Source organism: Corynebacterium sp. LK10, assembly GCF_008042455.1.
Classification (GTDB): domain Bacteria; phylum Actinomycetota; class Actinomycetes; order Mycobacteriales; family Mycobacteriaceae; genus Corynebacterium; species Corynebacterium jeikeium_D.
The window spans coordinates 1-24,838 of record NZ_NOVT01000019.1; the positions used below are offsets into that span (position 1 = coordinate 1).

Genomic DNA, 24,838 nt, shown 5'->3' on the forward strand with positions numbered 1-24,838 from the left:
GCTTCAAAGTGTCATAAACTCACACAGTTTCACATTTGCAGCCCGTAAATTTTGCGTTAAGTAGCAAGAAGCGTGTCCAATCGGCGTGCACCGGGGTCTACTTTTCTCTTAACCCCCGGTTTTTCGGCCGTCCCGCACGAGCACCGCACGAGTCCGGCACTCCAGCCCCGCACGAGTCCGGCACTCCAGCCCCGCACGAGTCCGGCACTACACCATCCACCAGCTCGCCTGCAGCCGCACGCATCAGCCTCGCTAATCACACCCTCATTTCGCCAACCAAGCACAGGCAGCTACAACGATTGCTTCTGCGCCCCGGTCAAGAGTGGGTTGGAGGTCAGGGGCAAAAGCTGGGTTGTGGTTGCCAACAGCGCTGCTCTCATCCGCGAAGCCGCCGAGCCCCCAGTACGTATATGGCACGCCAAGCGCATCGGGGATGATTGAGAAATCTTCAGAGGCGGGCACTGCGTCCAAGTCGGAGACTTCATCACCGAAGTACGCGTCGAATGCCTCGCGCACAGTATTCGTGGCGTCCCCGTCATTGTTCGTGAGGGGATAGCGGTCGTAGTAAGTGAACTGCGGGTCTTGAGGGCTGCGGGCAGCAACGCACTCTGCTCGTACAATGCGCTCGATTGCCTCTTTGAGGTGTTCGGTCACGGCGCTGTTGTAGGCACGAGTGTTGATGAGCAGCTCTGCGGAGTCAGGGATGATGTTGGACTTAGTTCCCGCCTGAATCGCGCCAACGGTCACCACTGCGGTCTCGGTGGCTGCTACCTCACGCGAGACAATCGTCTGAAGGCGCATCACAATGGTGGATGCCAAGACAACGGGATCGACACTGAGCTCCGGCATGGATCCATGGGAGCCATTACCGTGCACAGTGACTTTGACCGAGAATGCAGAGGAGAGAACTGGCCCGCGGCGAGTGCCCACATAGCCGCCGGGCAAGCTAGCTAGTACGTGTTGACCGAGATAAACATCGGGACGCGGAATAGCCTTCTCCAGATCTGCCGCCAGCATTGCGCGTGCACCTTCGGCGGTTTCTTCAGCGGGTTGGAAGATACCGATGAATGTGCCAGACCACTGATCAAGGTTTTCGTTGAAAGCCTGCAGCGCTGTGAGCAAAGACATCAGGTGGAAGTCGTGGCCACAAGCGTGGGCGACGGGGACCTCTGTGCCGGTCTTTTCATCAATCTGCGTTGCCGTGGAGGCGTAATCTTTGCCGGAAGTCTCCTTCACCGGTAGCGCATCAATGTCTGCGCGCATAGCCACAATCGGCCCGGCACCGTTCTCAATAATGGCAACGACGCCGGTGCCTCCGACGCGATGTGTGGAAATACCCGAAGATTCGAGCTCCTGAATAATCCGGTCCGCAGTGCTGTGCTCCTGCATGGAAAGCTCAGGGTGCTGGTGGAAATACTTGTACAGTTCCTCGCGCTGGGACTGGGTGGACGCGAGACCATTCAGAATCTTTCTGGCGCTCTCAGTATTAGTGCGCATACCTAAAATGTACGCCGACCTAAAGCGGACGGTGGAGGCCCTGGAAGGCATCCCCGTCCCGCCCCAAACCTCTAAGAGCTGCCTACGTCGTCACAAAGAACTTCTGGTTACGCTCGCCGCGGTAGGACTGGGCGGTTGCAGTTGCGGCGATGATAGAGGCAACGATCAGCAGGCCAGCTGTAATCAAACCGAGCACCGACGAGTCTCCGGAGCGTACCTGGGAAATCGTTCCGACCAGCGTCATTGATGCATTAATGACAAAAACTGCCGCCGCCACGGACAGCACCGTGCGCGCTGCAGTCGATCCTTCAAGGAGTTTGCCGGCAAGCCACCAGCACGCAATCGCCGTTGCCGTCTGCGCGATAATCGCGAACGCGAAGCTCACGGCCAAGCTGGTCTGCGCAGCAGAAACCTCGATGTTGTTGGCCTTTGCCGCTTCCGTAACAGTCGCGTCCCATTTCAATAGGGAACTGACCACGGTGAGGATTAGCGCTGGGACGTAAACATATACCGCGAGCCGCCACCACCTAAAGGACTGCGCCGCATGGAAAGGAACGTCTTTAGCCGAATTGACTGCCATAATTCCATACTCTAAACCACGCTGTCGCGGCGCGAAACGTCACTGCTAGGTTGAACTTATCGCTTGCCGACGAGCAGATAACCGGCAACCACCACAAAAGCTAACTTTTATACAGCGCTGGTGCGGTGCGGGTCGGTGAAGTCGACACCTTGGGTTTCCCACACGCGACGCAGTTCGTCAACGCCCTTAGCGCGAGCAAGGGCAAATTCGTTGGTCGTGGCGGGGACCGGCTGGAAGATTGTGACTTCGGTTTCCTCTATCGCGACCGGCGGGATTTCTGCCTTGAGCAGCACAAAACCGGTGAAGCGCGACTGATCCCACAGTGGCTGGCCGAAGTCGATTAGTGCCCCCTCGGTGAGGATGAGGCCTTCGATGCTTGGGGAAGCGGCAAGAATACCCAGCGGGCGGATGACTTCGTCCAGTCCACCACGAATAGGCAAGATGAGCTCGGCGCGCGGGCCAGAGTTGGTGTCCACCACCATTGCGGACGGATCCTGCATCGCCTCGGCACTGCAGCCGAGTGTTGCATAGGTGACAATCCGGTCTGTGTCAGGTCCGAAGCGCAGCATCTTCAGTGGCGCAGAGCCAAGGAAGGTCAGCTGGGCTTCGCCGGGTTTGGACTCTTCAAAGTAGGAGGTAAATGCTGCTCGGACGGCTTTGATGATCGCATTGCTATCAGGGCCGGCGGGAGGAATGGGGCCGGTTAAGTTATCGAACACGGGCGGTACTCCTTGTTGAGGTGGTCATTTTAGGTTGCGGGCGAAAGCTCAACAGCATCAGCCCACGTCGCATCGAGGTTCAAAGTCTGCATCCACGTATCAATGTTGTCACCGTGTGCAGCGATTGCGGCGCGTGCAGTCAGCGTGGTCTCGATAGCGAATTCGGTGAGTTCATCGCTAATCAGCCCTTGAGTGTGGGCCGCGACGAGCTCGTCGACATCTTCAACGCGAATCTGTGTGGTCGCATCGACAGGTAGGGGAGCTATGGCCTCAGGATCGGTCGGTGCCTGCAGGATGTCGAGATACAAATCGGTCATACGCCAGCACTGCGGATCAGTCCGGTCGATGCTGACAATATCGACGTAGCGTTGGTGTTCCACCTTCACGCCCGGGCGGAAGTGATAAATGCTGATGCGCAACCCCTCGTCGGCAAGCAGGAATGACTCAAGATATCCAAACTTTGGATGATCCATCCCACGGCGCATATAAAGGCGGCTGGGAGTGAGAGTTCGGAACTCGTCGACATTGCGCCGAAAGCCCTTGGGGTCGGTGTTGACCATTTCACGTAGGTCAAAGGTCTCGACTTTCGGAGGATGTGTGTCCTGACTCGAGCGAATTGGGGAGAGTGCAGGAGCTGCCGCGGTCGAAGCCGAAGTGGCCGGTGAAGTGGACATGCGAATACCTTAACGTGTAGGGGTTGCCTTTTTGGGCATAGAAAAGCCCTTTCTGCATACGTGATGCAAAAAGGGCTAGGGGAGAACTAGAAAAACTTAGTTCAGGCCGACCGGGAAGACACCGGCGGTCGGAGTGTAGCTGCAGTTGGTCGGACCAGGCTCTTCCTGAGTGGTGATACCGCCCTGCATGACAGCGATGACCACGCCCTTGCCCGTGTCAGCGGTGCCGTTGACAGCGCCCGGGCCCTCCTCGGCGTTGATGCCGTTGTTCTCCAGGGTGGTCTTGCCGTACTTGCCGTTAGCAACGTTGACCCAGTAGACATTCATCTCTGTGTCCTGCTGCTTAGCCAGCTGCTTGGTGCCCAGGCCAGTGAAAATGAAGCCAAGCTGGTTTTCTGGAACACCTGGCAGAGGCAGGTCTGCCGGGCCCGGAACGGTAGTGGCCAGGCCGAAGGAACGACCTTCGCCGCCGATGCACTTGTCGGCAACAGTAGGCAGCAGGAACTGGTTGGTCTTCGGGGCACCTTCCGGAACCTTGAAGCCCGGCTCGCCCTCGCCCTCACCAGTCAGGAAGTCAATTCCCTTGTTCAGTGCGCTGGAAATTTCCTCAGGAACGCCTGGGGAGTTAATGATGTCGCGCGCGTTGCCGTAGAGATTCGGCGAAGCGATGTTCAGGGAGTCCAGCGACGGGGAAGCAGAAGCGGCGGGAGTCATGCCCGCAGTGAGAATTGCAGCTGCACCCAAGGTCGCTGCGGCACGGCGCAGGAAGGAGCGTCCAGTCGAAACCACGGTGAAGAACCTCTCATTCGTGGGCTATTGGAGTCGGAATCAAAATTTCGGAATCGTTGCTCATCTTAGAACGACTCCAACGTGAAATGGAAAGATTTGAAAAAGAAATGTTCAGAATCTTCTCAGGAGATTAACGCACGGATTCCCGTGTGTCGCAAGTTAATTAGAGTGATTTTTGATGTAGAACGAGATGATTGTGAAAATTGAGGCGAAATGTGTATGTATGGGGTTAATGGTGTTTCGCAGTGTGTAAGCGGGTGAAGTCAAGTCTCATCCCGTGGGGTTACAACTATGGCATTTGGTCACATCTATCACATGGTGGGCTGAGAGATTGCCGTCGTGAAGCGTTGTGGCGCTGGCGGATATGCCGTTATGGCTGTCGGTAAAGCGGGGGTGCAGTAAGGGGGTAATTTATCCCTAAGGGTGGCGCGGCAGTGCCACTTTGCATGACGGATAGGTGCTCGGGGTTGCGAGAATCTCTGCCAGATGTGCAGGGGCATTAAGAAGGAGTACACTGTAGAACGCTTTATTACGCGTTGATGCGGGGCGTTAAAGGCAGTCGTAAAGACAGTCCTTTAGAGCAAGGCCGTATCTTTTTCTTTTAGTCCTCTTAGCTTGTTAGGAGCTATCCGCCTGTGAGCGATACCGAGTTCCGTAATGTCGCCATTGTCGCACACGTCGACCATGGCAAGACCACTCTCGTGAACGCCATGCTGGAGCAGTCCGGCGTTTTCAGCGACCACGAAGAAGTTGCAGACCGAGTGATGGACTCTGGTGACCTTGAAAAGGAAAAGGGCATCACCATCTTGGCGAAGAACACCGCTATTCGCCGAAAAGGTGAGGGCAAGAACGGCGAAGACCTCATCATCAACGTCATTGACACCCCTGGTCACGCCGACTTTGGTGGCGAGGTGGAGCGCGCACTGTCCATGGTTGACGGCGTCGTGCTGTTGATCGACTCCTCTGAAGGTCCGCTGCCGCAGACCCGCTTCGTCCTGGGCAAGGCGCTTGCTGCCTGCATGCCGGTGATTATTGTGGTCAATAAGACTGACCGCCCAGATGCGCGTATCGACGAGGTTGTCGAGGAAGCACAGGATCTGCTGCTAGAGCTAGCCTCCACCCTGGAAGACCCGGAAGCTGCAGAGGTCGCTGAGCGCAACCTTGAGCTGCCGGTTCTCTATGCCTCTGGTCGTGCCGGTAAGGCTTCGACCGAGAACCCGGGTAACGGCAACCTGCCGGAGTCCGAGAACCTGCAGCCGCTGTTCGACGTCATCACCGAGGTGCTCCCGGAGCCGTCCGCTGAGATCGATGCCCCGCTGCAGGCGCAGGTGACCAACCTGGACTCCAGCTCCTTCCTTGGTCGAATTGGTCTGATTCGTATCCACAAGGGCCGTATCCGCAAGGGACAGCAGATTTCGTGGATTCACTACGATTCCGAGGGCAATGAGCATGTCAAGAACGCGAAGGTTGCAGAGCTGCTGCGTACCGTCGGCGTGACCCGCGTTCCTGCTGAAGAGGCCATTGCAGGTGACATCGCCGCTATCTCCGGTATCGACGAGGTCATGATCGGTGACTCTCTCTGTGATGTCGAGCACCCGGACCCGCTGCCGCGCATCCTGGTCGATGAGCCGGCTATTTCCATGACCATCGGTGTGAACACCTCGCCACTGGCAGGCCAGGGTGGTGGCGATAAGCTGACTGCTCGTATGGTCAAGGCCCGCCTGGACCAGGAGCTGATTGGTAACGTCTCACTGCGCGTGCTGCCGACCGAGCGCCCGGATGCCTGGGAGGTGCAGGGCCGTGGTGAAATGGCGCTGTCCGTTCTGGTTGAAACTATGCGTCGTGAGGGCTTTGAGCTGACCGTCGGTAAGCCGCAGGTTGTTACCAAGACCGTCGACGGCAAGGTTCAGGAGCCGTACGAGCACCTGACCATCGATGTTCCAGAAGAGCACCTGGGTGCTGTCACTCAGCTGATGGCGGCTCGTAAGGGGCGCATGGAGCAGATGGGTAACCAGGGCACCGGTTGGGTGCGCATGGAGTTCCTCATTCCGTCCCGCGGTCTGATTGGCTTCCGCACTACTTTCATGACGGAGACCAAGGGCACCGGTATCGCCAATCACTACTCGGCCGGTTACGGCGAGTGGGCAGGCGAGATTAAGGATCGTCCGACAGGATCGTTGGTCGCTGACCGTACTGGCCAGATCACCGCTTACGCGCTGATTCAGCTTTCTGACCGCGGTACCTTCTTCGTCGAGCCGGGTGACCAGGCTTACGAGGGCATGGTCGTTGGCCAGAATCCGCGTGATGAGGACATGGACATCAACATCACCAAGGAAAAGAAGCTGACCAATATGCGCGCAGCCTCGGCTGATGCGACCGTGACTCTGGAGAAGGCGCACAAGCTTTCCCTCGATGAGGCTATGGAGTTCTGTGGCGCTGACGAATGTGTTGAGGTCACCCCGGAGGGCATTCGCGTACGCAAGCAGATCCTCAGCGCCACCGATCGCGCTCGCGCTCGTTCCCGCGCGAAGGCCATGAATAAGAAGTAATTCGGGTTGCTAGGGGACTGGGCCACCTGAAAACCAGTCTCGGGGTAACTGACTCGGCCAGGTGTCGAGTAATCTCGTGGATATGTTTATTCGCAGCCGTCGTCACGCAGCTTCTCGTCGATTTTTCGTAGCATCGACACTCTGCGTGACGGCGGCTTTGGCGTCTTCGTGCATGGCTCGCCCGTCGGACGCTCCGACTGTGCCCGGGCAGCAGGAAGTGCCGGTGCAGCAGGAAGACACCGCTGACCAGGCTAAAAAGATGCGTGAAGTCACGGTCGGTGTCGACGAGTTTGTCGAAGGCTTCAATCCGCATTTGCTTGCCGACGTCTCCCCGGTGACCAGCCTGGTAGCGCGACTGACACTGCCTAGTGTTTTCACCCCTGCGCCGGTAGAGGGCGAGGCTGGTGACGCTAGTGCCTCCGCGCAAGCTCCCGGAGTGGTGGATAACGCTGCCAACGCTCGCTCGGCAGGAGCTCCCCAGTGGCTGCTCAACTCCGACTTGCTGGATTCCGTGCAGGTCATCGAGAGTGATGACAGCAAAGACGGTGACGCCAGAAACGGAGCTGGAAACGGAAAAGCGGCCGATGTTGACATCACGGATCCGACGGTAGCGGCAGAGCATGTCCGCTACCGCATTCGAAAAGGGGCGCAGTGGAGCGATGGCACGCCAATCAGTGGCGAGGACTTCCGCTACCTATTTTCCCAAGTCACGTCCACGCCAGGATCGCTGGATACGGCGACTTATGAGCTGATTAAATCCATTGATGTCTCCGATGGTGGCCGTCAGATTGACGTGACGTTCACTCAGCCGATTACGCATTGGCAGCGCCTGTTTGCACATCTCTTGCCAGCGCATTTGATGCGGTCGAACACTGATGGTTTTTCCGAAGGGCTGGCCAGCCGTTTCCCGGCCTCCGGTGGGCAGTACACCGTCGAGTCGATGGATGTCGGCCGCAACATCATTCGACTGGTTCGAAATGACCGCTACTGGGGTGAGCAGCCAGCAGCCTCGGAGGTTATTACGCTGCGTGCCATGCGTAGTGCCATCGATGGTGCGGAGCAACTGCGTTCGAAGCAGATCCATGCCGTGCAGGTCCGTCCGACGGAGACCTCTGAGCTGACGTACGGTCTGGTCCCCGGTGTTGCTGAGTTCTTCCATGAGCCGAACCGGGAACTGGTTTTCAGTACCAATCTCGCGTCGAGCAGGCTTGCCGACGAATCCGTCCGCCGGGCCATTCTGAGCACCATCAACGTTGCAGAGGTCTCAGAGGTGGCCACCGGGCGCCGAATTGCGGGTGGTTCTGGTGACGGTGGTGACCAGGAGCGATTCGAGACACCACAGGCTGGTTTTACTGAGGACAATCCGCTACGAATTGGCATCATCAGCGACGGTATAGCGGCACGCGCTGCGGCTTTTGCGGTCGCTGACCAGTTGACTGCAGCTGGTATCCCCGCCACCGTTGTTTCGTATTCTCCGGCGGACATGCTGCGGTCTTCGTTGCCCTACGGAACTGTCGATGCCGTGGTGGCATGGGCAGAGCAGCCCAATTCTGTCCAGGCGGCCCGGGAACGCTATGTGTGTACGGAAGGCTCGGTCAGTTCGCTGCCGCCGAAGGACCTGGACGAAGCGGGCGCAGAGTCGGCTGCTGAGTCTGAGTCCGAGTCTGATTCTGAGCTCGTCGATAGTTCGACAAGGCCTGCGCCAAGTGGAGATCGGGAAAAGAGTGCTGAAGAGCAGGGCTCGTTGGACGGGACAACACCATCTGAACAGTCCAAATCTTCTACCTCAGCGGAGCCGGCTGACCTAAATGGAGTACCAGTTGCTCCGAAATCGGCTGCTCGGAGCGAGAATCTCTCCGGTCTTTGTGACCCACAGATTGATGAGCTGCTCGCTCCCGACAGTTCTGCGTTGCCCGCTGAACTCGCCGATATCATTGCTGGCCACAGTATCGAGCTGACCTTGGTGAAAGACGGCTTGCTGACGGTGGTCAGCCCGGAAATTACAATTACCGGGAGGAGGGACTCTTCGCAGTGGACCGATGACCCAGTGTTGGGCCGCCTCGGTGTTCTGGGCGAGGTTCGCCGTGTCTCGACACAGAGTGGGGCTCGAGAATCGTCTGAGAATTCTCAGACGAGAGATAATCCGCGCGAAGATACAGAGCAGGACGGTTCGGGTCAGAACCAAGATGGCCGCGATAACATCGACCAGGAGAACAAGGGGAAGTAAGAAAGTCCGTGAAGTTACTTTTTGTTCACGCACATCCAGATGACGAGTCCATTTGGACAGGTGGTTTGATTGCGGCTGCCGCGCGTTCCGGAGCGTCGGTAAGCGTAGTGACCTGCACGATGGGCGAGCTGGGAGAGGTCATCGGTGCGCCGTACCAGGGGCTAGTTGCTGATGAAGCCGACCAGTTGGGCGGTTTCCGCGTCGCCGAGTTGCGCTCGGCGCTGCGTGCGTTAGGCGCCAACGGTCCTGATAACGCGCCGCGGTTCCTCGGCGGCGCTGGACGTTGGCGTGACTCCGGGATGGCCGGTGACAAGGGCAATGAGCATCCGCGTGCCTTCGTGAACTCAGGTGATGAGGCGGTCGCCCAGCTTCGCACCATCCTCGATGAGCTGCAGCCAGACCTGGTCATTACCTACGACGCCGATGGTGGCTATGGGCATCCGGACCACATTCGTGCGCACGATATCACTGTCGCGGCGTGCGGAAATCGCTTTCCGACGCTGTGGGCGGTCACCGATCGTGAGGCAATGGCGGCGGGGCTGGATGCCATTACCGTGGTACCGGAGAGCTGGCAGTCGTGCGATGTCGACGACTTCGCCACCGTGACTGGCCATTTCGAGGTTCAGCTGGATGACGCCGCTGTGGCTGCCAAGGTTGAGGCCATGCGCGCGCATGCGACGCAGGTGTGGTTCGCCGATGGTTCCGTCAGCGAGGTTAATCCGGATGCTGTCTATGGGCAGACCGATGGCTCTGGTCGTGCGCGAGCCGTCTGGGCGTTTTCCAATTTGCTGTGTCAGCCGGTGACACCGACTGAGGCATACCGTTTTGGTACGGCGACCGCTGCGTCCCTGGAAGAGCTGGGGGAGCTGGTGAATATCCAATTACCGCCAGAGCCGGTAGCGAGCGTCGACTCTGTACCGAGCGTGGATCTGGAAGCGGAGGGGAGTGCGGACGATGAGTAACCCTCAGCCTCACGAAAGCGAAGACTTGATTAACGCTGCTGGCGGAAAGTTGAAGAACGAGCGCTTGAGTATTGAAAAGCGCACATTCGGGGATGAGCGCTATTGGGGTGACCCGGAACGTTCGCAGCCACGCGAGAACTTCCATCAGGGGGAGGTCACAGTAGCGCTAGTCTGGCTGTCGCTGGCTGCGTTGGCAGCGTTGGTGATTGAAGTAGTTTTCCTCGGAGTGTGGATTACCATCGGCTCGGTTGCTATTCCGTTGCCGTGGACCATTCCGCTGGCCTATATTGCCAATCTGATTATCACCAACACAGCGTTGCTGTGGACACGCGATCGCTCCAAAGCTGCAATTCCGACTGTCATCTGGGTGCTGGGCTTTGCAGGCATTCTGCTGTGGGCAGTGCTGCCCTTCGGTGGGGACTTGGCAATGGGGCAGTGGTTGCGAACAGTGCTGCTGCTTGTTTGCGGTGTGCTGGGCGGTGCCTGGCCACTGCGCCATCTGCGGGCACTCTAGCGAAAACCGCAGCGGATACTGCAGGAGACGGTGAGGAATTGATACAGGGCAGGCCCGCATCAATGTGGCTCTTTCTGGAGCCAGTTGAAAACAACACCCACGTTGGGTGTAGACTCCAATCTGAATATACCGCTCTGTCTATTTTGCTCTGTTTCTCGTCGGAACGGCATAATCGACAGATAGCGAAAGCCTCATCCCATATCTTGTGAGAAAGGTTCTTAAACCTAAAACCATGACTTACATCATTGCCCAGCCATGTGTTGACGTCCTCGACCGTGCCTGTGTTGAAGAGTGCCCGGTTGACTGCATTTACGAGGGCAAGCGCATGCTCTACATTCATCCTGATGAGTGCGTGGACTGTGGCGCTTGTGAACCGGTCTGCCCAGTCGAGGCCATCTTCTACGAGGACGATGTTCCGGATGAGTGGGTTGAATTCATCGATGCGAATGTCGACTGGTTCGATGAGTTGGGTTCCCCGGGTGGTGCCGCCAAGCTCGGCCCCCAGGACTTCGATGTGCCATTCGTGGCAGCTCTGCCGCCGCAGGCAGAAGAATAAAACCACAGATGATTAAACCTATTTCTTTTCCCGGGAAGGACTTCATCACCGCCCATGTCAGCTGCCCGTAAGCGCGTAACTCCCGGTTCTCTTTTGCCTCAGTTTCCGTGGGATTCTCTCACGCAGGCGAAAGCCACTGCGGCTGCGCATGAAGAGGGCATGGTCAATCTCTCGGTCGGCACACCGGTCGATGAAGTCGCTCCGATAATTCGGAAGGGCCTTACCGAAGGTGCTGCCGCACCGGGTTACCCTCAGACCGTCGGCACGCCTGAGCTACGTGCTGCGATTGTTGCAGCGATGGCGCGGCGCTACGGCGTGACGGGACTGGAGTCAGCGGTCAATGGCGGCAATGTGCTTCCGGTCATCGGCACCAAGGAAGCGATTGGCTGGCTTCCCTTCCTCCTCGGCGTAGGCGCGGGGCACACCGTCGTCATCCCCGAGCTGGCATATCCCACCTACGAGGTCGGCGTTCGCATCGCAGGCGCTGAGCTGCTGCGTGCGGACTCGCTGACGCAAATCGGCCCCGCCTCGCCGACGCTGATGTTCATCAATTCCCCGGGCAACCCCAACGGCAAGGTCCTCGGTGTTGAACACCTGCGCAAGGTGGTTGAGTGGGCGCGTGCTCGGGACGTCGTTGTCGCCTCTGACGAGTGCTACCTGGGGCTCGGTTGGACTGAACAGCCAGTCAGTATTCTCGACCCGCGAGTGTGCGACGGTGATTTCACCAACCTGCTGGCTATTCACTCGCTGTCCAAGACGTCGAACATGGCGTCGTACCGCACCGGCTGGTTCGCTGGCGACGCGGACCTCATCGCCGAGCTGGTTTCCGTGCGCCGTCACATGGGGCTGATGATGCCGGGACCCATCCAGCACGCCACGATCGCCGCGCTTAACGACGACTCCCACGAGGCCGAACAAAAGCAGCGATACTGTGACCGCCGTGAGATTCTGCATGATGCACTGGTAGCCGCAGGTTTTCGTATCGATGACTCCGAGGGCGGGCTCTATCTGTGGGCTACGCGCGGGGAAGACTGCTGGCAGACCGTTGATTGGCTGGCCGAACGCGGCATTTTGGTCGCGCCGGGTAGCTTCTACGGCCCCAAGGGTGCGCAGCACGTGCGGGTGGGGCTCACAGCAACGCTCAACGACATCGAAGTGGCGGCGGCGCGTATTCGCGGCTAGCCCCGGCCAGATGTGCTGGCCCGCGTAGGCCGAATGCTGCAAACGGTGCCGACATCGGCATAGACCAAATCATGAAAAAGGGAGTGTGCCGTGGGACGTGCCGCAGGCAATCGAGATGCGTGGTGGGGCCTTGAGAAGAACCGTCAGGCAGCGCAAGTCGATGCCGCCGCTCACGAGCGCGAGGAGTACATCCCCTTTGAGCCGGCAATCGTGGCCGACACCGATGAGTTTCTGGTCGTAGACAAGCCACCTTTTCTGCCGGCGACTCCCAATGGCCGCATCGTGGCCAATACCGTGCAGGAGCGACTGCGACGTAGTCTCGGGGAACCGGAGATAGTGGCCGTTCACCGCCTGGATCTTCTGACCAGTGGGCTGCTGTTGCTTTCCCGGAATCCGGCTACCCGTGCGCGCTACCAGCAGCTTTTCCAAAACCAGGAAATCACCAAAGAATACGAATGCCTCACCGTGATGCCCGATGATTGGCATGTGGGGGAAACCAGGGATGTCACGCTTCTGCTCGATCCCAACCCGGCGGGGCGCGGAGTAAAAGTCGTGGAGACCGACGATTTCGCTCGCGCTGCCGCGAAGAATCCCAAGTTCAAGCTCGCACGCACAACCGTGACCTTCCTCGGCCGAGTAGCCGCGGACATCGGCGATGTGCTGGCGAACAGCCATGGCGGTGGTGCGACCAGCACCAGCATTCCGCTGCACGCAGTCGGCTGTGGTTGTGGGCATTGCGGCAGCCGCATGCAGGTGGGGCACTGGCGGCTACAGCCCCATACGGGCCGCACGCATCAGCTGCGGGCGACGATGGACTGGCTAGGCTATCCCATCCTCGGTGAGGATACCTATGGCCGGGAAGCGGGGGCGCAGGGGCCGTCGGCAAGCGCGAGTGGAGTGCCAAAGTACACGCCGCAGTTGCGATTGACGGCGACCGCGCTGGCCTTTGTCGACCCCGTCACTGGTGAGCGACGTGCCTACCGGAGCGCGCGGACTATCGCGGCCCCGGCAGACGTGCCGACGACCCCTTAGTTAGCGTGCAGCTCCGCGCTGAGCTTCACCTTTTCGGCAGCCCACGGCACAACCTCGACTGCACCAGAGAGCGAGTTGCGGCGGAAGAGCATATTCGATCCGCCCGAGAGCTCGCGGGCCTTGAGCGTCTTCTTCACACCGTCTAGGGCAACGTGGCACTTGGTGCCGGCAGTGATGTAGAGCCCGGCTTCGAGTACGCAGTCATCGCCGAGCGAGATGCCGAGTCCAGCGTTCGCACCGAGTAGGCATCGCTTGCCGACGGACACAACTTCCTTACCTCCACCGGATAGTGTGCCCATGATGGACGCACCACCGCCGATATCGGAGCCGTCGTCGACGACGACCCCCTGAGAGATACGGCCTTCCACCATGGAGTGTCCAAGCGTGCCTGCGTTGAAGTTGACGAAGCCCTCGTGCATGACTGTGGTGCCCTCTGCGAGGTGGGCGCCTAGGCGTACGCGGTCAGCGTCACCGATGCGGACTCCGGTGGGAGTGACGTAGTCGACCATGCGGGGGAATTTATCGATGGAGTAGACGGTGACAGGCCCGCGGCGCGACAGCTTGGCTCGGGTTACCTCGAAGCCTTCGACAGCACAGGGGCCAAAATTCGTCCACACCACATTGTTGAGCTTGCCGAAGATGCCGTCCAGGTTGATGCTGTTGGGGGTGGCCAGGCGGTGGGACAGCAAATGGAGGCGCAGGTAGGCATCGATGGTGTCAACTGGTGCGTCATCGAGTGAAGCGATGGTAGCTGTGACCAGATGGCGGGTGGTGCCGCGGTCCGCATCGGCTACGGCCAGATCTGTGAGGTAGGTGAAATCTTCAGGCAGTGCGTCGGCGTCGATGGTTCCGGTCGTGGTGGAGGTTGCCACGCCCTCTTCGATGAGCTTGGGGGCGGGGAACCAGACGTCGAGAACAGTATCGTTGTTAAAAGTGGCAATGCCGGTAGCTTGTGCTCCAAATTTCATGGAAAACAGGCTACCGGCATATCCCTATCTATGAAAAGTGTTCCGCAAATGTGTAGCAAGGAAGTGTTCGGATAGGGGTAGCAGGGTGGTTAGACCCTGCAATTAATTGTCATGGGCTAGTTGCTTTCGCTGGACTCGAGAGCCTCGCGGGCCGCGGTGCGGCTCTTCTTAGTCAGTGCAGCGAGTACCGCGAGGAACGCAGTGACACACACAACGGCGATAACCTGCTGGCGAGCACCAGGATCGGTGAGCATGCCAACAGCGAGGCCCAGGATCAGGATGACCGTTACCCAGGACAGTGCCGGGTAGGCCCACATGCGAACGGAAAGCTCGTTGTTGGCCTCCATCTGCGGGCGCAGCTTAATCTCGGACAGGGCGATAACCAGCCAGATCACCAGCAAGCAGCCGCCGACAGCGTTCAGCAGGAAGACCAGGACACTCGAGCCGTCGAAGACAACCTGCAGGCCAACAGAGACGAAGGCGAAGACCATCGACATGATGACCGCACGGTTCGGAACTGCGTGCTCATTGGTGTGGGCGAAGAAGCGCGGTGCCTCACCGCGGGTGGACATCGAGTAGACCAGGCGAGAGGTGGCGTAAATCTGAGCGTTGAATGCGGACAGCAGCGCCAGAACGATAATGGCCTCCATGAAGCCAACCGCACCTGGAATGTTCGCCTGCTTTAGAACCTGGGTGAACGGCGACTCAGCTGCGGAGTCAGCGCCGTCGATCTGGGAGTACGGCAACAGCAGGATGATGACGGTCACGCAGCCCAGGTAGAACACAGAGATGCGGAAGATTACCGAGCGGACAGCAGCAGCGATGGAGCGCTGCGGATCCTCGGCCTCAGCAGCGGCAATCGTGACAATCTCGATACCGCCGAAGGCGAAGGCCACAGCCAACAGACCAGCGGCAATGCCGGAAACGCCATTCGGGAGGAATCCGGACTCGGCAATATGCGTCGTACCGACGAAGCTGGTGCCTGGCAGCAGACCGAAGAAAAGAAGAACGCCAATGACCAAGAACGCGATAATCACCGCGACCTTGATGAACGCGAACCAGAACTCAAACTCGCCGAAACCGCGCACATTCGCCAAATTCACTACAGCGAAGAAGACAACACAGATCAGGCCTGGAATCCAGCCCGGAATACCGAACCACGCACCCATGATGGCACCGGCGCCGGTGATTTCAGCACCGAGCACCATGATGAGCATGAACCAGTAGAGCCAACCGAGGACAAAGCCAGCCGAAGAACCAAAGGCCATCTCAGCATAGGTGGAGAAGCTACCCGGTGTCGGGCGGGCAGCGGCCATCTCGCCGAGCATCTGCATGACGAGGACGACAATGAAGCCAGCGATGACATAGGAAATGAGAACACCCGGGCCAGCTGCCTTAATGCCGACGCCCGTACCAAGGAAAAGACCGGCACCGATTGCGGAGCCAAGACCCATCATGGTCAAGTGTCGAACCTGCAGCCCCTTGCCCAGCTGAGATGTCTCGCCGGAGGTGGAGGTAATTTGCGATTCGGTCATGTCGCAAACATTACCTCGCTGATAACAGGGGCAATAACCGTATTACGGGTTTACCCCCATTCACCGTTTCGGGGCCCATTAATGTGCCTTCAAGACACCTAAAGTAGGTTATCCGGCCAGCTCATCCGGCACGTCGGCAAGCTGAGTGAAAGTAGCGGCACCTTCGTCATTGCCCGGGCGTTCCGTGCGGCGGACGCACACTGCCGAGTGGTCCGGGTGATGGTAGAAGTGCATATTGTTGCGGCCGGAGATTTCCCATGCCTGAATACGGCGGTTCTCCGCGGGGACATCGATGGGCGTATCGGGGGCAATGAGGATGCTTCGGTCAATAATGCAGTCATTACCGAGGCTGACGCCGACGGTGCCGGCCGCGATATCGATGTGGCAGCGCTCGCCAACCGTGAGCGGCTTACGCTGACCGGAATCGTCGTGAGCGGCAATGATGGAGGCCGACAGCCCCACCTTCGTGTGCGCACCAATGACAACACCGGAGGATAGACGTCCCTCAATCTTGCATGGGCCCAGAGTGCCCGAGTTCAGCGAGACAAATCCCTCGCGCAGTACTGACGTACCCGGTGCCAGATAAGCGCCCAACCGCACGCGCTCGGCCTCTGCAATGCGGACACCTGCGGGCAGCACATAGTCGACCATGCGCGGCATGCGGTCGATGGCGTAGACGTGAATCAGGCCGCGGACGCGCAAGTGGGTACGCAGTTGCTCGAAGTTGTCCGGCAGGCATGGCCCCTTGTTGGTCCACGCCACGACATGGAGCAGCTCGTAGAGCCCCTTGGTGTTGAGCTGGTGCGGCTTGACCAAGCGGTGGGAGAGCAGATGCAGGCGCAGGTAGGCATCGTGCGGGTCGACAGCCGGCTTGGACAAATCCTCAATAGACGTGCGCACTGCCACCTGCTCCACGCGGCGATCCTCGTCCAAAATCACCTGACGAAGCAACTGTGGGGTCAAATCAGCGGCGCCGAGCCGGTGAGTGCTCGACTCTACGACCTCATCGCTTAACTGAGGTGCGGGAAACCAAGTATCGAGAACTGTACCGTCCATTGCGATGTTGGCGATTCCCGTAGCGACAGCACCAGATGTAATCATGATTCTTAATATTAGTATCCCTTTAAGGAATCTTCGCGGAAGGATGAACTATGCCCCTAGCTGGCCTTGAAAGCACACAGAAAATGAAGCAGTGGTTCTTAGTTAGCCTCATCATTGCTGTCAGTGTGCTCGGACTCGGCTTCGTCCTGGCCCTGCCGGTGGTCTTCTATGTCGGATTCGCACTGCTGAGTGCTTGGATTCTTGCCGTAGCCAGCTTCTTTGGTTTCGTTTTGCCGCCGCGAGCAATGCCAATTGGCGCAGTCGGTGTGGTGATTGCCGCAGTGGTTGCGCTCATCGCGCCGAACCGTCTTGTGCTGGTTATCGCAGTTGCCATCGCAGTGGGGCTCGGTGGTGGCATGATCGCCCGTCTTCTGCTGGAGCGCAAGAACCGCGATCAGCAGGCACGCATCGACGCTCTGCCGATGTGGGAGCGCGATGAGCTGGGCGATGTCGCCGAAACGCTTCGTCCTGCTTATCGACGAGACATCGATCCCACTCCAGTGCAGCTGCCACATGCAACGGCCAAGATTGTCGCGGCCGTCTGCAAGCCGTTGGCCGGTTCTACAGTGATTGTCAGCACGAATGAGCTGCGTCCGGTGATTGCGGTCTATGGCTCCCGTGTGGCTGTGGTCTATGGACCCGGCGCGGGCGTTGTCGAGGAAGAAAGCGGCAACGGAGAGGTGACCGATAATGCGGGGGAGGAGCGGGCGCTGGGGTCGTCGGCAAGCGAAACTCCGGAGGAAATCATTGCTCAAACTCTCCCGGAAGGAGCGAAAACCCTGGTCTTTGAGGTGGCTGATGGGCTTAAGCGTCCGGCGGAGGGGAGAATTGGTGTGACCTCCGCCGAACCGCATGAGCTGGCGCTGTTCCTCGGCGGTGGCGCGCCTGCCAATGGGGATGCGATCAATGGTCGTGCGGCGCATATTCATCACAAAATTCTGGTTTCGCTGGCGCACAACGGTTTGTACGCTTAATTGATGTGAAATCGAAGTTAAATCTGCTCCAAGATCCTGTAGACCTCACGGCGGCACTGGTCGACATCGAATCGGTGTCCCACAATGAGACCGCGATTGCGGATGCCGTCGAGGTGGCATTGCGTGAGGTCGCGCAGGCAGATAAGTCGATTGAGGTCCTGCGCATCGATAACAACGTGATTGCACGGACTCATCGTGGATTGCCGCAGCGTGTGATTCTGGCCGGACACCTGGATACGGTGCCGACTGCGGACAATGTGCCTTCGACGCGTGGGGTAGACGCGCAGGGAAGAGACACGCTCTTTGGCTGCGGAACTGTGGATATGAAAAGCGGGGACGCGGTCTATCTGCATGCTTTTGCGACGCTAGCGGCAAGCCAGGAGCTGCAGCGCGACCTGACGCTCATCATGTACGAATGCGAAGAAATCGCCGCGGAGTTCAACGGGTTGCGGCACTTGAGTGAGTCGCATCCGGAGCTTCTGACTGGCGATGTCGCTCTGCTGGGCGAGCCCAGCGGCAATGTCATCGAAGCCGGTTGTCAGGGCTCTATTCGCCTGCGTTTGACCGCTCACGGCACACGTGCGCACTCGGCTCGGGCGTGGCTCGGCGACAATGCCGTGCACAAGTTAGCGCCGGTGCTGTCGAGGATTGCCGCCTATGAGCCGCAGACTGTGGACATCGACGGGTTGGCCTACCGCGAAGGGCTCAACGTCGTCTGGCTGGAGGCCGGGGTTGCTACCAATACGCTTCCCGACGAGGCGGTGCTGCGAGTCAACTTCCGATTCGCGCCCAACCGCAGCGCCGATGAGGCCATGGCGCACTTCCGAGAGGTGCTTGGACTCGACGAGTTCGCGCCCGAGGACCTCACCGTCGATGTCGAGGATGTGAGCCCTGGGGCGCTGCCTGGACTGCATGCGGCGGCTGCGAAGGAGTTGGTTGCGGTCGCAGGCGACGTCGTAAAGCCCAAGTTTGGGTGGACCGATGTGGCGCGTTTTTCGGCGCTCGGCATTCCTGCGGTGAACTTTGGCCCGGGTGACCCGGCGTACTGCCACAAGAAGGATGAGCAGATTCCGGTCGAGTGCATAACGGCACTGTGGGAGGATGTGCGGCGGTACTTGACCACCGCGCCGGTGGCTGAGTGAGCCTAGAATCACACCCCACCCTCGCCGAGCGGGTGCGCGTATGTCATTGCTGGCATACATTGTGAGGTTATGAAACCTGTACGTACTCCGTCCCCAGCTAAGCGCCGTGCACTCCGCGGCCCAATCGCGATTCGACAGGCGGGCGAACCGCAGGCGTCTACGACCGACCGCAGGCTGTTGTCACACAATCCGAACACGGACTGGCTGCACAACGATACCTGGCGTGTGCTGCGCATTCAGTCGGAGTTCGTTGACGGCTTTGGTGCGTTGGCGGAGATTCCGCCGGCGGTGACGGTATATGGTTCGGCACGTCTGCCAGAGGATAGCCCTTACTACCAGTGGGGCTTCGACCTGGGCAAGGCGCTGGCGGAGGCGGGTTACGCGACCATCACCGGTGGCGGCCCGGGCATCATGGAAGCCGCCAACCGCGGCTGCTACGACGCCGACGGCCTGTCCATTGGGTTGGGCATTGAGCTGCCGCACGAGCAGCACTTGAATGACTGGGTCGACCTGGGCATGAACTTCCGCTACTTCTTCGTGCGGAAGACCATGTTCCTGAAGTACTCGCAGGCGTTTATTTGCCTGCCGGGCGGTTTCGGCACTCTCGATGAACTCTTTGAGTCACTGGTGATGGTTCAGACCGAGAAGGTGGAAAATCACCCAATCGTGCTGCTCGGCACTGAGTTCTGGTCGGGGCTGGTTGATTGGATGCGTGAGAAACTAGTGGCCATGGAGCTGATTTCTCCGACTGATATGGACCTTTTCCTGGTCACCGACTCCATTGACGAAGCGGTCGAGTACATCGAGGCCGCGCACGAAAAGCTGTTGGAAGAGTGTGAGCCGACCTCTGACGTTTCCGAAAAGCTCCGCCGAGTCCGTCGCTTCAGCGAAAGGTAGGACGCTGTGCGGAGTTTTTATCAGGACTCCGCGGTGCCGACGGTGATGGCCATCGTCAATCGCACCCCGGATTCCTTCTATGACCGTGGCGCGACGGCTGCGGAGGAGGCTGCGCTTGCTCGCGTCGACGAAGTTGTTGCGGCAGGCGCGGGCATTGTCGACATCGGCGGCGTCAAGGCCGGTATCGGTGCAGAAGTAACTGTTGCCGAGGAAATCGAGCGCGTGGTGCCGACCATCGCGAAGGTCCGCGAGCGCTATCCTGACCTGCACATTAGCGTCGACACCTGGCGCGCCGAAGTCGGAGAGGCCGCCATTAACGCTGGCGCCAACCTCATTAATGACACTTGGGCGGGCCATGACCCGGAGCTGCTGGAAGTCGCGGGTTCCCACGGGATGGGTTACGTCTGCTCGCACACAGGTGGGGCACTGCCACGCACCAATCCGATTCGCGTGCGTTACGACGACGTCGTGGACGATGTCATCTCAGAAACCGGCAAACTCGCCCAGAGGGCAGTGGACGCTGGCGTGCCGGAGGACCGCATCCTCATCGATCCCACCCACGACTTTGGCAAGAACACCTACCACGGCCTCGAACTTCTGCGGCGCTGCAATGAGCTCGTGGCTACAGGCTGGCCGGTGCTTATGGCGCTGTCGAATAAGGACTTCGTCGGTGAGACTCTGGACCGCCCGGTCGAGCAACGTGTGCCCGGCACCTTGGCCGCGACTGCCCATGCGGCAGCTGCCGGCGTTGCGGTGTTTCGTTCGCATCAGGTGTCCGAAACCCTTGATGTCTGTCGCATGACTCTGGCTATTTCTGGTGATTTTGCACCACTGCATCCGGTGCGTGGGCTGGTGTAAGGGGCGTAGTTTGAGGCGCTTCACCCATGCCGCTGCGTGAAACAAAAGACTATGATGAAGAGAAGTAGTCGAAATGCCGACCGGGATTCTAAACCGGGATTTTAAACCGGGGTCTTAGACCGAGGTCTTGAACCGGGATTGTCAATCTCCCAGCTACCACAGCTGAGCTGGGGTAGCTGGTCGTCTCCTGCATCGACATTGTCTTAGAACGAAGGAGTTCACATGGCAGCAATGAAGCCGCGTACCGGTGATGGTCCGCTGGAGGCAGTTAAAGAGGGCAAGAAGATTGTGATGCGCGTCCCCGCAGATGGTGGTGGGCGCCTGGTGGTGGAACTGTCCCCGGAGGAAGCCAAGGAGCTCGGTGCAGAGCTTGTAGCAGTAGTGGAGTAGCAGAGTAGTGGGGTATCGGGTAGAGGCCGGGTAGTGGCCGGGCCTGTCCGGTTTTGACCCAGCGGCGACCTACACCAGTGGTGTAGGTCGCCTTTTCTTTTTCAGGTGATAACGGCTCGAATGAGGGTTTATGAACAAAAAATACGGGCTGCAAATGTGAAACTGTGCGAGTTTATGACACTTTCAAGCCAGTTTTCGGGCAATTTTTGTCATAAACGTAGTCAGTAACTCGCATTGGAGTTACTTGGCTGAGCTCGACACGGGCTAAGATAGTGAAAATTATTTTTCTAGCTCAGTTTGAGGAGTGACCGACGTGCTAGCTGACATCATTGATGTGCTTGCTGACCCCATCGATGGCACTGATTTGAAGTTTGGTGATGCCGAACGAATGACTCTGAAGTCCGAATCCGGACATAGCTATGATGTCGCCCGCCAGGGTTACGTTACGCTCGCCGGAGGGGCTGGTCTGCGCTACACCGGCGATGACGCCAAGATGATTACCGCCCGCGAGGAGTTCCTCTCTGGTGGCCACTATGCTCCATTCGTTGAGGCAGTTACAGGCAACGTCCAGGACGTGCTTGACGACGCCAACGTGTCCGAGGCCGCCAGCCCAGTCATCTGCGAAGTCGGTGCGGGCACTGGTTACTACCTCGCACACACGCTGGACAGCATTCCCAATTCCCGTGGCGTAGGCATTGATGTGTCTGTGCCGGCCGCCAAGCACCTGGCCAAGAGCCACCCGCGCCTCGGCGCCGTTGTAGCCGATGCGTGGGCGCGTCTGCCGCTGCGTGATGGCTCCATCGATGCGCTTACAGTCGTCTTCGCACCTCGCAACGCGGAGGAGTTCGCTCGCGTGCTCAAGCCGGGCGGCCAGGTTGTGGTTCTGACTGCCACCACTGGTCACTTGGGTGAGCTTCGTGAGCCACTGGGCATCATTGATGTCGAGCGCGGCAAGGTCGAGCGCATGATTTCCCAGGCAGAGGGGCACCTCGTGCCTGTTGGCGACCCGGAGCTGGTGGAGTTCGGTATGAACCTCAACCAGGGTGCAATCGCCGCGCAGATCGGTATGAGCCCGTCGGCACGCCATATTCACCCGGAGGTGCTGCAGGAACGCATTGCGGCGCTACCTGCAGAGATGCACGTCACCGCCCGTGCCTACGTCACTCGTCTTGGCCGCCCGGGAGACTAGCGTTTACTCCTTGACCTCGGTTTTGTGAATCTGCTCATCCAGGTCTTCCGGATCCAGGTCAGCATCCGAGAATTCCGCCGTTAGCGGAAGGCGAAGCTGCAGGTCAGTGCCCGGGCACAGTTCGATAGTGCCCGAGCGCAGCTTAAAGTCCAGCACATGCCCGCCGCCGGTGCCGCCTTGCGCGAGGAAGTGCACGTGACAGCCGGGCACCGAAATTCCCTTCTCATAGACCGGCGTGCGGAAGCCCGCAATCGTGCCCTGCAGGTTCTCAAAATCAACCGAGGCGTCTTCTTCCGTCGCATCAACCATCTTCTGGTACGGCTTTTCCTGCTTTACGACGGTTCGAGTCTTCACCCACTCAAATTCGCCGGTAATCCGCAGTGCGTACATAAAGTTTTGGCTCGGCACCAGGGAATCGATGATGGGGCTAATTTCCTTGCGAGTCAGGTTTTCCGGCGCATCCATCACCGTGTGCGGGACGAAGTTGGTCACCACCGTGTAGGGGCTGCGCTGATCCATGGTGGCCCGGGTTGCGGAGCCGTCGTGACGCACCTGCCAGCAGACCCCGTCGAGGATTACCATTTCGCCATCGAGGCCGTCGAAGGTACCGATGCCGAAGTTTCCATGACCAAGGATTTCGCCAATGGTCATCTCGCCGTCGTAGATGCCATCGAGCAGTGCGGACATCAGTGAGTTTTGGAAAATTGTGTGTCGGACCGTTGGAAAATTCTCGTGAGTGGTCATGGAAGCCATTATATTCGCGATATTTGTAGCCCAAGCTGGGGCGGGTCGTCTGTTAGATGTCCGATCGGCTTGTGGGTAAGGAAATCGTGGCAAGAAAAACGCCCTGCGGAAAAATCCACAGGGCGCGATTTGGTGAATCGAGCGGTTGGTTCTACTTCGGCTGGATGGTGACTGTCACTTGGTCAGCAGTGGAGACGATATGAACGGTCTGGCCATCGGCAGCGACAGTGGCGTGACCGCCTTCGACATTCACTGTGAACCCATTCGGGAAGTTGATCGAGGGCACAACGAGCTCGCTGGTGGAACCAGGTGCGAAAACTCCGGTGCCGTCGACGCGGTTATTGTTCCAGCTGGCCTGGTAGACACGGGTGTCGCGGTTCCAGTCGGTAGCTTGCGGGGTGCCTGCGACCGCTCGCAGGTGTGGAGCGGCGAGGATGGTCATCTTGTCGCGGTTGAAGGCATCGGCACCTACAGGTCCTGGAACAGTAGGGTCGAAGACCATGCCCTGTTCCTTCTGGTTCTGCGTCGTCGGGTCGTTGCATCCGCAGTAGGACCAGTACTGCCAGCCGACCATGTGGCGGCGGGCAAGCGAAATTACGCCATTGAGGGTATCGGCATCGTCGGTCGCACCGAACTCGGACAGCAGTGTGGCCGAGCCGTTACCGGATGAGACGATTTCCGCATTGTCGAAGGTACGACCATCGAAGAAGTCACAGCCCGTGTAGGTGTTGAACAGGGCATTCGTGGTGCAGTAGACATGCCAGCTGAGGGCCGTACCAGCGGTTTCAGGAACCTCCGGGGCTGCCGGATTCGTGTTCAATCCGGTGTTCCACATGGAGTAGGGCTCGTAGTGGACAATAGCGTCCGGGTCCTTGTCGACAATCTGATTGGCAGCCTTCTGGTGCAGTTCATCGAGCTTTTCCTTAGCCGGGCCGCAGTCGCCGAGAGCCAGATAGCACAGTGGGTATGCGGAGCCTGGCCACGGTTCATTTATGATGTCGTAGCCCATCAGTCCCGGCATGTCGCCAAGGCGTTTGGCGACATGGCCCCACATGGCTGCGTAACGCTCCTGCAACCCAACGCCGCCTGGCCCTTCGCGGTTATTCAGGAAGTTGTCGTATGCCCTAATGAGTCCGATATTGAGAGCCTGGTTAGCGGGGAAGCCAACCTTTAAGAGGCTGGGAACCCCGTCGTCAATGACAGCCCAATCCGGGGCAAATTCGCCTTCGAACTTCTCGTTGTACATGTCCTGGTGGGCATCGACCAAGACCGCGATTCCACGCTCAGTGAGCATGGAGATAGTGCGGGCAATGGAATCCAGGTATTCGTCGTTGTACTCGCCGGGCTTTGGCTCTACTGCTTTCCAGATAATGCCGACTCGCATGGAGTCGAAGCCCTGCTGCACGAGCCAGTCAGCATCGTCCTCGTTAAAGCCTCCGGCCTCTGGGGTGTAAGGATCGTGCTTGTAGACGATGTTCGATCCCTGAGTGAGGAAAGCACGGCCGTCACCGTCGGTAAACCAGCGACCGGACTGTCCAAGGGGACCACGCTCGGTGATGGTAGCGGTACTAGGGGATGGGGCTACTTCTGTAGCGAGCGCCTGATGCGGTACTGCACCCGCTAGCGCTATGGCAATGGCGGCACCAACTGCTGCCACCTTCTTAGTGAATCTCATACTCAGTATGCTATTGACCAGGAATGATAAATTCAGCCAAAACTTAAATTAGGTTTAGGAAAGTGGGCAAAGGCATAAGTAAAT

At 58.9% G+C, this 24,838-nt stretch carries 23 protein-coding genes; 13 read left to right on the forward strand and 10 right to left on the reverse strand.

All coding sequences use genetic code 11. The annotated features are described in order from the left end of the window. Nucleotides 1–264: 264 nt before the first annotated feature. From CHU70_RS07880 to CHU70_RS07900, 5 genes are all read right to left on the reverse strand, one after another. Nucleotides 265–1,497: an amidohydrolase gene (locus CHU70_RS07880; protein WP_088611454.1), complete on the reverse strand. Its 1,233-nt coding sequence runs from the start codon at nucleotides 1,495–1,497 to the stop codon at nucleotides 265–267. A gap of 82 nt (nucleotides 1,498–1,579) precedes the next feature. Then, nucleotides 1,580–2,077: a hypothetical protein gene (locus CHU70_RS07885; RefSeq protein ID WP_069358859.1), complete on the reverse strand. Its 498-nt coding sequence runs from the start codon at nucleotides 2,075–2,077 to the stop codon at nucleotides 1,580–1,582. A gap of 107 nt (nucleotides 2,078–2,184) precedes the next feature. Beyond that, nucleotides 2,185–2,796 (reverse strand): suppressor of fused domain protein, encoded by a 612-nt coding sequence (locus CHU70_RS07890; protein WP_069358858.1) that lies wholly within the window; start codon nucleotides 2,794–2,796, stop codon nucleotides 2,185–2,187. A 29-nt stretch (nucleotides 2,797–2,825) separates the two neighbouring features. Next, nucleotides 2,826–3,470 (reverse strand): DUF402 domain-containing protein, encoded by a 645-nt coding sequence (locus CHU70_RS07895; RefSeq protein WP_069358857.1) that lies wholly within the window; start codon nucleotides 3,468–3,470, stop codon nucleotides 2,826–2,828. Between the two features lie 96 nt (nucleotides 3,471–3,566). Then, on the reverse strand, nucleotides 3,567–4,259 hold the full coding sequence (locus CHU70_RS07900; RefSeq protein ID WP_016422388.1) for a hypothetical protein: 693 nt from the start codon (nucleotides 4,257–4,259) through the stop codon (nucleotides 3,567–3,569). Between the two features lie 635 nt (nucleotides 4,260–4,894). Between CHU70_RS07900 and typA the strand changes: the two genes are divergently transcribed. The 7 genes from typA (at nucleotide 4,895) to CHU70_RS07935 (ending at nucleotide 13,281) form a co-directional block, all read left to right on the forward strand. After that, the gene (typA, locus tag CHU70_RS07905; RefSeq protein ID WP_070429521.1) at nucleotides 4,895–6,808 is read left to right on the forward strand and encodes a translational GTPase TypA; all 1,914 of its coding nucleotides are present in this window, start codon (nucleotides 4,895–4,897) and stop codon (nucleotides 6,806–6,808) included. An 82-nt stretch (nucleotides 6,809–6,890) separates the two neighbouring features. Continuing rightward, nucleotides 6,891–9,035, forward strand: a complete 2,145-nt coding sequence (locus CHU70_RS07910) for an ABC transporter family substrate-binding protein (protein WP_069358856.1) — start codon at nucleotides 6,891–6,893, stop codon at nucleotides 9,033–9,035. A gap of 8 nt (nucleotides 9,036–9,043) precedes the next feature. Beyond that, nucleotides 9,044–9,997, forward strand: a complete 954-nt coding sequence (mshB, locus tag CHU70_RS07915) for an N-acetyl-1-D-myo-inositol-2-amino-2-deoxy-alpha-D-glucopyranoside deacetylase (protein WP_069358855.1) — start codon at nucleotides 9,044–9,046, stop codon at nucleotides 9,995–9,997. Next, the gene (locus CHU70_RS07920) at nucleotides 9,990–10,511 is read left to right on the forward strand and encodes a hypothetical protein (protein WP_069358854.1); all 522 of its coding nucleotides are present in this window, start codon (nucleotides 9,990–9,992) and stop codon (nucleotides 10,509–10,511) included. The genes mshB and CHU70_RS07920 overlap by 8 nt, the downstream gene beginning before the upstream one ends. A gap of 232 nt (nucleotides 10,512–10,743) precedes the next feature. Continuing rightward, nucleotides 10,744–11,067 (forward strand): ferredoxin, encoded by a 324-nt coding sequence (gene fdxA / locus CHU70_RS07925; protein ID WP_069358853.1) that lies wholly within the window; start codon nucleotides 10,744–10,746, stop codon nucleotides 11,065–11,067. A 54-nt stretch (nucleotides 11,068–11,121) separates the two neighbouring features. Further along, entirely contained in the window at nucleotides 11,122–12,249 is a 1,128-nt protein-coding gene (gene dapC / locus CHU70_RS07930) for a succinyldiaminopimelate transaminase (protein WP_069358852.1), read from the forward strand. Between the two features lie 90 nt (nucleotides 12,250–12,339). Then, the gene (locus CHU70_RS07935; protein ID WP_069358851.1) at nucleotides 12,340–13,281 is read left to right on the forward strand and encodes a pseudouridine synthase; all 942 of its coding nucleotides are present in this window, start codon (nucleotides 12,340–12,342) and stop codon (nucleotides 13,279–13,281) included. Here CHU70_RS07935 and dapD read toward each other — a convergent pair. From dapD to CHU70_RS07950, 3 genes are all read right to left on the reverse strand, one after another. Continuing rightward, a complete protein-coding gene (gene dapD, locus CHU70_RS07940; protein WP_049190052.1) occupies nucleotides 13,278–14,249 on the reverse strand; it encodes a 2,3,4,5-tetrahydropyridine-2,6-dicarboxylate N-succinyltransferase in 972 nt (323 codons plus the stop codon). The genes CHU70_RS07935 and dapD overlap by 4 nt on opposite strands. Nucleotides 14,250–14,365: 116 nt before the next feature. Beyond that, the gene (locus CHU70_RS07945) at nucleotides 14,366–15,769 is read right to left on the reverse strand and encodes an amino acid permease (RefSeq protein ID WP_305764155.1); all 1,404 of its coding nucleotides are present in this window, start codon (nucleotides 15,767–15,769) and stop codon (nucleotides 14,366–14,368) included. 123 nt (nucleotides 15,770–15,892) lie between these two features. After that, a complete protein-coding gene (locus CHU70_RS07950; protein WP_038628339.1) occupies nucleotides 15,893–16,885 on the reverse strand; it encodes a succinyltransferase in 993 nt (330 codons plus the stop codon). Between the two features lie 83 nt (nucleotides 16,886–16,968). On the opposite strand from CHU70_RS07950, the gene CHU70_RS07955 reads away from it, so the two are divergent. From CHU70_RS07955 to CHU70_RS07980, 6 genes are all read left to right on the forward strand, one after another. Then, complete coding sequence (locus tag CHU70_RS07955) at nucleotides 16,969–17,859, forward strand: hypothetical protein (protein WP_242451379.1); 891 nt, start codon at nucleotides 16,969–16,971, stop codon at nucleotides 17,857–17,859. A 5-nt stretch (nucleotides 17,860–17,864) separates the two neighbouring features. Continuing rightward, a complete protein-coding gene (gene dapE, locus CHU70_RS07960; protein ID WP_070855798.1) occupies nucleotides 17,865–19,001 on the forward strand; it encodes a succinyl-diaminopimelate desuccinylase in 1,137 nt (378 codons plus the stop codon). 69 nt (nucleotides 19,002–19,070) lie between these two features. Next, complete coding sequence (locus tag CHU70_RS07965) at nucleotides 19,071–19,898, forward strand: TIGR00730 family Rossman fold protein (protein ID WP_070429515.1); 828 nt, start codon at nucleotides 19,071–19,073, stop codon at nucleotides 19,896–19,898. Between the two features lie 45 nt (nucleotides 19,899–19,943). Then, nucleotides 19,944–20,756, forward strand: coding sequence for a dihydropteroate synthase (gene folP / locus CHU70_RS07970; RefSeq protein ID WP_070437943.1), 813 nt, complete (start codon nucleotides 19,944–19,946; stop codon nucleotides 20,754–20,756). 222 nt (nucleotides 20,757–20,978) lie between these two features. Beyond that, complete coding sequence (locus CHU70_RS07975; RefSeq protein ID WP_005509573.1) at nucleotides 20,979–21,146, forward strand: DUF3117 domain-containing protein; 168 nt, start codon at nucleotides 20,979–20,981, stop codon at nucleotides 21,144–21,146. Between the two features lie 313 nt (nucleotides 21,147–21,459). Next, entirely contained in the window at nucleotides 21,460–22,335 is an 876-nt protein-coding gene (locus tag CHU70_RS07980) for a methyltransferase domain-containing protein (RefSeq protein WP_048732862.1), read from the forward strand. 3 nt (nucleotides 22,336–22,338) lie between these two features. Here the strand turns inward: CHU70_RS07980 and budA are convergent, their stop codons facing one another. Together budA and CHU70_RS07990 are read right to left on the reverse strand one after the other, a co-directional pair. After that, entirely contained in the window at nucleotides 22,339–23,088 is a 750-nt protein-coding gene (budA, locus tag CHU70_RS07985) for an acetolactate decarboxylase (RefSeq protein WP_147719109.1), read from the reverse strand. A 142-nt stretch (nucleotides 23,089–23,230) separates the two neighbouring features. Then, entirely contained in the window at nucleotides 23,231–24,754 is a 1,524-nt protein-coding gene (locus CHU70_RS07990; RefSeq protein ID WP_070546829.1) for a cellulase family glycosylhydrolase, read from the reverse strand. Nucleotides 24,755–24,838 lie beyond the last annotated feature (84 nt).